The sequence below is a fragment of the Paenibacillus sp. P22 genome (assembly GCF_000469945.2).
Lineage (GTDB): Bacteria > Bacillota > Bacilli > Paenibacillales > Paenibacillaceae > Paenibacillus_O > Paenibacillus_O humicus.
Window position 1 is genome coordinate 1 of the sequence record NZ_CBRA020000104.1, and the last position, 8,198, is coordinate 8,198.

Annotated in this window: 7 protein-coding genes and 1 pseudogene; 4 read left to right on the forward strand and 4 right to left on the reverse strand. The window is 58.0% G+C overall.

What is annotated here, in order from left to right; all coding sequences use genetic code 11:
• A pseudogene (locus BN871_RS28435) lies at positions 1-286 on the forward strand (MFS transporter); the annotation flags it as partial.
• Between the two features lie 335 nt (positions 287-621).
• Entirely contained in the window at positions 622-1,782 is a 1,161-nt protein-coding gene (locus BN871_RS15150) for an MFS transporter (protein ID WP_048747041.1), read from the forward strand.
• Here BN871_RS15150 and BN871_RS15155 read toward each other — a convergent pair.
• The gene (locus tag BN871_RS15155) at positions 1,767-2,072 is read right to left on the reverse strand and encodes a hypothetical protein (protein WP_021882021.1); all 306 of its coding nucleotides are present in this window, start codon (positions 2,070-2,072) and stop codon (positions 1,767-1,769) included. The genes BN871_RS15150 and BN871_RS15155 overlap by 16 nt on opposite strands.
• A 187-nt stretch (positions 2,073-2,259) precedes the next feature.
• Here BN871_RS15155 and BN871_RS15165 point away from each other — a divergent pair, with 187 nt between their 5' ends.
• Positions 2,260-3,192, forward strand: a complete 933-nt coding sequence (locus BN871_RS15165; RefSeq protein WP_048747049.1) for a manganese-dependent inorganic pyrophosphatase — start codon at positions 2,260-2,262, stop codon at positions 3,190-3,192.
• Between the two features lie 150 nt (positions 3,193-3,342).
• Here BN871_RS15165 and hflX read toward each other — a convergent pair whose 3' ends face one another.
• Positions 3,343-4,629 (reverse strand): GTPase HflX, encoded by a 1,287-nt coding sequence (gene hflX, locus BN871_RS15170; protein ID WP_048747050.1) that lies wholly within the window; start codon positions 4,627-4,629, stop codon positions 3,343-3,345.
• 745 nt (positions 4,630-5,374) lie between these two features.
• On the opposite strand from hflX, the gene BN871_RS15175 reads away from it, so the two are divergent.
• Positions 5,375-6,043, forward strand: a complete 669-nt coding sequence (locus BN871_RS15175) for a DUF4362 domain-containing protein (protein ID WP_048747052.1) — start codon at positions 5,375-5,377, stop codon at positions 6,041-6,043.
• 122 nt (positions 6,044-6,165) lie between these two features.
• On the opposite strand, the gene BN871_RS15180 is transcribed toward BN871_RS15175, so the two are convergent.
• Both BN871_RS15180 and BN871_RS15185 read right to left on the reverse strand, forming a co-directional pair.
• Positions 6,166-7,674, reverse strand: a complete 1,509-nt coding sequence (locus BN871_RS15180) for a glycoside hydrolase family 30 beta sandwich domain-containing protein (RefSeq protein WP_048747055.1) — start codon at positions 7,672-7,674, stop codon at positions 6,166-6,168.
• Between the two features lie 243 nt (positions 7,675-7,917).
• The coding region (locus BN871_RS15185) for a substrate-binding domain-containing protein (protein ID WP_048747056.1) at positions 7,918-8,198 on the reverse strand (281 nt) is incomplete at its 5' end.

The window sequence follows — 8,198 nt, forward strand, 5'->3', positions numbered from 1 at the left end:
GGCGGGCGGAGCCGCAGCAGGAGCAGCCGGCGGAGCCGGCCTTCCGGAGGGCCTGAACTTCAGCGATCCGCGCCAGCTGCTGGATCCCGAAGCCCGCAAGCATATCCCGCAGGAGATTCTCGACTCCATCACCTCGGCGCTCAGCTCCTCCATCGTGCATACCTTCGCTTGGGCGATCCTGCCCGCGGCCATCGCTCTTGTGTTCTCCTTCTTCATGGGCAGCGGCAGAATGGATCCGCAGGAAGTTGCCCGCCAGGAGCAGGAGCATGCGGCCGCGATGCATTGATCCGGCAAGCTGAACGCTGAATACGGAGCTTCATCCGGGCATACGGATACGTTCGGGCCGAAGGCCGCTTCCCATCCTGATTTTCAGGATGCGGAGCGGCCTTTTTTGTGCTACACTGGCGTAATGTCTTTTGGGCTCCAGGAATAGCAAGTTTCGATTTCAGGAAAAGCAAGGTTCGATTTCGGGGAAAGCAAGGTTCGATTTCGGGGAAAGCAAGGTTCGATTTCAGGAAAAGCAAGGTTGTATTCCGGGGCAGCAGGTTTGGATTTCAGAGAAAGCAAGCTTGGCCCTGCTCTAGTTGAAATAAAAGGAAACGGAAGAAAGAGGTATACCCTATGCGTGGAACGGCTCCGATTAAAGCATTTAATTTTCTCTTTTTCGCCCTGCTGGCCATGTTCGTTTCGTTCATGCCGGTCTACCTGAGCGATCAAGGACTGAATCCGGCCCGCATCGGCCTCATCACGGGCACGGGCGGCTTCATCACGATCGTCGCCCAGCCGCTCTGGGGCATGATCAGCGACCGGATGCGCACCGTGCAGAAGGTGCTGCTCCTGCTCGTGGCCTGTTCATCCGCCATCGGCTACTTCCTGTACGATTCCTCGAGCTTCGGCATGCTGCTGCTGTTCGCCATGCTCATGTACTTCTTCCTGATGCCGGTCGATCCGCTCATCGAGAGCCTGAACTTCCGGACGGCGGAGCGGCTGGGGACGAGCTACGGCTCCATCCGCACCTACGGAGCGCTCGGTTATGCCGTTATGTCGCTGGCGGTCGGCTACGTCATGTCCTATCTCGGAGCTGGCAGCTTGTCCTGGCTGTTCGCGGGCGCGGGCATCGTCAGCCTGCTGGTCGCGCTTCTGCTGCCCGATGCCGCAGTGTCGGGCAAGCCCGTCACGATCGCCAGCCTGCGGTTGTTCCTCTCCAATCGGAGGACGCAGCTGTTCCTTCTCCTCATCTTCATCAGCGCCGTGCCGCAGCGGATCAACGATACCTTTCTCGGCGTCTACATCCGGGAGCTTGGCGGCAAGCCCGAGCTGGTCGGCCAGGCCTGGTTCCTGGCCGCCGGCAGCGAGATTGTTGTCTTCGCGCTGAGCTTCTGGTGGCTCCGCCGCGGCAAGGAGATGCTGCTCATCTCGATCGCCGGCTTCTTCTATTTCATCCGTTTCTTCCTGTCTGCGTGGATCACGGAGCCATACGGCCTCGTTGCGATCCAGCTGCTTCAGATCGTCACCTTCCCGGTGTTCTACTCGGCCGCGATCCAGTACCTGTACCGGATCGTGCCGGAGGAATGGCGCGCGACGGGGCAGACGGTGCTTGCTCTGCTCTTCTTCGGCGTGTCGGGCATCGTCGCTTCGTACGGAGGAGGGTGGCTGTATGACCTCTTTGGCGGCCAAGTGCTGTACCTGACGATATCCGGCCTGTCCCTTGCCGGCCTGCTGTTCGGAATCGGGCTGTACCGGGCTTCCTCGCGTGAGGATGCGGCTCAAGCCCGGTCGTAATAGTGCTTGAACGTATCCTCCATCACATGCCAGAAGCGGAGCTTGCGCCGGTCTGGCCTGCGCAGCGCGTCGCTCAGCTCGGCTGCGGAGGAGCAGTCGCTGTCGGCGACGGCGCTGACGAGATCGAAGATCATTTCCTGATTTGTTTGCGAGTGCCGATAAATGAAATAAATTTGCACGACCTCCTGGGTCAGGAGATGGCGGTATTTTTGTCCGATGGCGTACATGGGAGCTTCGCCTCGCTTCTGTTCATGGATGGACGGCTGGATAGTCCAAGTATGGTTCCGCATAATAAATTTACCCTTGATTTCAGCATATGAAAGCTCGTACGCAGCGGATTGGGCCGCTCTCTTCAAAAGGTGGAAATCAATGATGATCGGAATGGTCGGTTTTTCGCTGCGCAGGTATGGTGAGACCCGGAGATTTACGGTATAATCGGGGACGAGCTTATGAATTCATTGACGAAGGAGTACGATGATGGAAAAAGTACTTGTTTTTGGCCATAAGAACCCCGATACGGATACGATTTGCTCCGCGATCGCCTACGCGGACCTGAAAAACCAGCTCGGCTGGAACGCCGAGGCGATCCGCCTCGGAACGGTGAGCGGCGAGACTCAATACGCTCTCGATCACTTTGGAGTCGGCGCGCCGCGCCTTGTCGAGGCTGTCGCCGCCGAGGCGAAGCAGGTTATCCTTGTCGACCATAACGAGCGCCAGCAGAGCGCTTCCGATATCGATGAAGTAACGGTCATCGAGGTCATCGACCATCACCGCATCGCCAACTTCGAGACGAAGGCGCCGCTGTACTACCGCGCCGAGCCGGTCGGATGCACGGCTACGATCCTGCTGAAGATCTTCAAGGAGAACGGCCTGTCGCCGCGCAAGGAAATCGCCGGCCTGATGCTGTCCGCCATCATCTCCGATTCCCTGCTGTTCAAGTCCCCGACCTGCACGGAGCAGGATGTGGCAGCGGCGCGCGAGCTCGCTGATATCGCCGGCGTCGATGCCGCCAGCTACGGCCTGAGCATGCTGAAGGCCGGAGCAGACCTCAGCGACAAGACGGTCGCCGACCTGATCAGCCTCGACTCCAAGGAATTCTCCATGGGCGCGGCCAAGGTCGAGATCGCTCAAGTCAACGCCGTTGACCTGAACGATGTGCTCTCCCGCCAGGCGGAAGTCGAAGCGGCGCTGAACGCGATCATCGCTTCCAAAGGATTGGATCTGTTCGTGTTCGTTACGACGGACATCATCAACAACGACTCCGTCGCGATCGCTCTCGGCAAGCACACGGCTGCCTTCGAGGAAGCGTTCGGCGTGAAGCTGGACGCCAACAAGGCGACGCTGAAGGGCATCGTGTCCCGCAAATCGCAGGTCGTTCCGGTTCTGACGGAAATCCTGGCGAAGAAATAACAACCATACGAAAAGCCTCTTTCCCCGAAGGGAAAGAGGCTTTTTTTCGTGATGAAACCAGTTTTCCGGCGCTGGATATCGGCGGGCGCAGCGATCGACTGCTCCTTCGCCGCGATGGGCATTCCCGTTTGATTCCCGGTATTTATAGGCTCAGGATTCGCTGACGGTATCGCCGACCTCGCTCTTGAACCGGTTCAAGTCCGCCTCGCGGCATTCCAGCTTGAGCCTTGTTCCGCCTTCCTCGTATTCGGTTTCGAGAATATGGGCGTTGTCGTTGAAGAAGGCGACCCAGCTGCCCTTGTCGTAAGGCACGACAATCTCGGTCTGGACATAGTCGGTGAAAATGCTCTTGCGGATCGACTCGACCAATTCGTCGACGCCTTCCCGGCGATAAGCGGACAGATAGATGCGGCTGTCCTCCACGCGCGGATAGGAAACTTCCGCCAGATCCGACTTGTTATAGGCATACAGCATCGGAATATGATCGGCGCGAAGCTCCTTCAGCGTCTCTTCCGTCACCCGGATCTGCTGTTCGTACTCGGGATTGGACGTATCGACGACATGCACGAGCAGGTCGGCTTCGGATACTTCCTCCAGCGTGGAGCGGAATGCCTTGATGAGATGATGGGGAAGTCCGCTGACGAATCCGACGGTATCGGTCAGCAGGAACGACTTGCGGTCCGGCAGCTCGATGCTGCGCACGGACGTCTCCAGCGTGGCGAACAGCATATCCTTCGCGAGTACGCCTTTGCCCGAGTCGGGATGGAAGGTATCGACCATGGCGTTGAGCAGCGTCGACTTGCCTGCGTTCGTGTAGCCGACGAGGCAGACGACGGGAATTTCGTTCTTCTTGCGGCGCTGCCGCTGGATCTGGCGCTGGGCGACCAGCTTCTCCAGCTCGGTCTCAAGCCCATGGATGCGCTCCTCGATCCGCCTGCGGTCCAGCTCGAGCTTGGTCTCTCCGGCGCCGCGGTTGGCGAGGCCCGATCCGCCCCCGCCGCCTTGGCGGCCCAGCGATTCCCGGAGGCCGACCAGACGGGGCAGCATGTAGCTCAGCCGGGCGACTTCGACCTGCAGCTGCGCTTCTCGCGTCTGGGCCCGCTCGGCAAAGATGTCGAGAATCAGTATCGTGCGGTCGATGACCTTGGTTTTGAGCTCCGCTTCCAGGTTGCGGATCTGGGAAGGGGACAGCTCGTTGTTGCAGATGACGGTCGGCTGGTCGAACTGCTCCACCAGCGCGGCGAGCTCCTCGATTTTGCCGGACCCGAGATAATGGGTCTTATGGATGCGCTCCGCCTTCTGCGTCAGCTCCGTGACGGGCTCGACGTTGCAGGCTTCCGCCAGATTGCGCAGCTCCTCCATGGAGTAGGCGAATTGGTGGTTGTTCTGCTCGTGGACGCCCACGAGGATGGCTTTTTCTTTTGGGGCTATGGTCATAAGGTTGATCTTCCTTTCGGTGTGCGAGTGGACTTGCAGCCGCCTGGTTTAGAAATAGGATACCCTGATTCGGGATGCAGCAAAAAGGACACGGGCATAAAAAGCCCGTGTCCTCGTAGGTGTGCTGGATATGGCGGCGGCAGGAAGGAGGCGGCAATGACTGCCGTCGATCCTTCCTTATCCAGGCATAGCCTCATATAGAGCCGCCACGGCGGCCTTCCCGCACCCTGGGAGCGGATAGGCCGAAATGGAGGCAGCTAGAGCTATGTACGTGGACAGACCACATCTGAGTTCCCTGCACAAGGCAGAACATGGGCGCTATTCAATTAGCGACGCACCGTGCGAACTCGGATGTAGTTAATCACACGTAACCCTCCGTTCAAATTCAAAGTGGTTTGAGTGTACCATAGGATTCCAGGCAAACGCAACCGGGGCAGGAGTCTATGCCTCTGCGCCCAAGTCTCAAAGCAATTGAATGCCCTACGAATGTAGACACGCCGGCAGGAGGAGCAAAAAAAAATAAAATGATGGGATGAACAACCATTTCCCCATCCGAACCGTTAGGGAAGTAAAGAACGGAGGAGGGTATTTTTGCGAAAAACGATCATCTTGCTGGCAGCGGCCACGCTTGGCATAACGTCCGGCTGCGGGGAAGGACAGCACTCCGTGTCCTCCTCGCCGGGCATTCGCTCCATATCGACAGCGGAGCAGGGGGGATTCAGGAAAGCTTGCCGACGGAGTCGCGGTGAGCCGATCGCTCCGCTTTGGCCAAGTCAATGAGGCTCCTTACGGCAGCTTTTCGGAGAAAGGGCAGCTCGGAGCGTTCGACAAGGCGATCCGTTCCGCTACGAAAATCGAAGGCATTCTCGATGTGGCCCAGCCGGATTACGACGTCGTCATCACGGAAGACGGCAAGCGGACGGAAATTCATCTCTGGCTTCGTCCCGATTCGAAGCAAGGCATGTATACGTATGTATCCGACACAGGGACGGGCTACACGCTGACGGAGGCATCGACCCGCCGATTGTGCGATCTGATCTGGGGGCTGAAATACGGGGCGGATCAAGCGGCGGCCAACGGGGATTTGGTGAACGCCCACGGGATTGTGAGCAACCGGGACAAATGGGAAACATTCAAGTCGAATGTGGAGGCCGGCATTCCCGCCGAGCTTCAGGTCGTTCAGTACACCATTGAAGGCGACCCTATCTTCGACAATCTGTCGTTTGACGGGAAGACGATCATGCACAAGCACGACACGACCCACGATGCTTATGGAACGCCCCGCACAAGCTTTGACTTCTGCAGATCGATCAAGGAGAACAAGAAGGACAACGGGACGGAATATCTTCTGGGTTCCTGCGGGGAGGGCAACGGCGAGAACGGAATGTTCAATCTGTATCTGGAAAATCCATGACCGGGATAAGGGCGGACGCAATCAGAGCAAAACCAAAAACAGACGAACAAGCAGCCGGGAAGGCTGCTTGTTCGTCTGTTTTGACCGCTATGCAGGAAGCTGAGGGACAAGGGCGGAATCCGTCAGGAAGCCGTGCCGTACCATTTGTACGTCATGGCGGATTTGGCCGGAATCGTCACGTTGAAGCTCTGGCTGCCCCACTGGATTTTCACGTTGCGGGCAGAGGTGGAGGAGTTGTAGGCGACGACGACTTTGGAGCCGTCCGGGTTTTTGAAGGCGACGTCCTTGATCTCGCTGCCGGTGTTCGTCGAGATCCGGTAAGCGCCGGGAACGACGAATTTGCTGAAGTGTCCGAGCAGGTAGTACTGCTTTTTGTACGTAACCGTATTTTCCGGCCTGGCGTTGTTGTTGTCGGAGTTCTGGATCGTGATCATGCCTTTGTTGCTGTTGTTGTCGCCGAGCAGCGAAGGGCCGTCCTTCTGGTCGAGCGCCGCATTCCACAGGATGATGGACTTGGACCAGTTGCGCGTGATGTTGATGAACTCGTTCATCATCGTATCGAAGCCCTGCGACGTGCCGTTCTGCGGATCGTTCCAGTTGCCGAAGCCGCCCTCGGTGAACCAGACATCCTTGTCGGGATGGGCATTGTGCATCGAGGTCATCTGCGAGCCGTCGCCGCTGTCGTAGTGGTGGAAGGCGCTGCCGGATACATAGCTGCCTTTGCCCGCGTTTTTGAGGCTGGTGATGACGGTGTTCGGGAAGCCCCAGTCCAGATAGTTGTGGTCGAAGGCGATGATTTTCGTGTTGATGCCGGCGTTTTTCAGCGTCGGTCCGAGATAGTCGCCGATGAAGCCGATCTCATCCTGGGTGTTCATGCCCATGGATGGGTAGTGGGTCGGCTCATACAGCGGCTCGTTCTGCACGGTGACCGCGTAGATCGGAATTCCTTGGCCCTGATAGGCTTGAATGTATTTCTTGAAATACTCGGCGTAGGTGCCGTAGTATTCGGCCTTGAGCTTGCCGCCGTTCAGCGTCCCGGAATATTTCATCCAGGCCGGGGCGCTCCAAGGGGAAGCGAATACTTTGATGCCGGGATTTTTGGCCTGGGCGGCCTTGATCATCGGAATGATGTAGGATTGGTCGCGGCTGATGCTGAAATTGTTGAGTGCCGTATCGCCTGCCGTGTCCGCATACGTATAGGCGCTCCAGGTGAAATCCGAGCTGCCCATCGGCTGCCGCAGGACGCTGAGCCCGATGCCTGTATTGCCGAACAGCTTCTCCATGACCTCGGCCCGCTTGTTCGCGTCAAGCTTGTAGTTCAGCAGCCAGGCGGAGGAATCGGTGAGGGATACGCCGAAGCCGTCCATCTGCTGGTAGGTCGTGCCTTCGTTCACCGTGATCGTATAATCGGCGCTGCCCGCGCTGCCGCTGAAGTTCTTGTCGCCGATCCGCGTCAGGCGGGCGCTCGGACTGAGGCCTACAGCCGGCTCGGAGTTCGGGTCGGAGGTGGAGATCCAGACTTCGACCTGCTCGCCTGCAGCTTTGGCCGGCTGAGGGGCGTAGGAGCCTCCTGCGGCGACAAGCGCCGCGGCCAGCACGACAGAGGCGGTTTTCTTTTTCCATGCCGTCATCAATCATTCTCCTTTCGGGGATAAGGGATTCAAGGTTGCTTATGCCTTCGCAGAGCCGCTAGGAAAAAATGAAAGCCAGATTCCAGCGGGGATACCAACGGACACCTCCCATTCTGTAATCGATTACAAAAACAACGGGAACAAAACCCGGATTCCCGCTTTTTTGGAAGCGTTTACCGGGTGAAAATATCGTAAGGGATCGTTATCCAAAAATCAAGGCCGAAAATTTCGGGTTCGCAGCCTTCACGAGGAATTCCGCTGGAAGGAGGACGAGCTGCGCACCAGCAGCTCGGAATCGACCTTGAACACGCGCCTGTCGCTGAACTGGTCTTCGTTCATGGAGTCGATCAGCTTCTCGACGATAAGGGCTCCCATCGTGTACTTCGGCTGGTTGACGGTGCTGAGCGTCGGCGTGATGTACTTGCTGATGCGGTTGTTGTCGACGCCGACGACAGCGAGGTCCTCGGGTATGCGGATGCCGCGTTCCCTGCACGATCTTGTCGTTTTGAATTCACGTTCAAGGC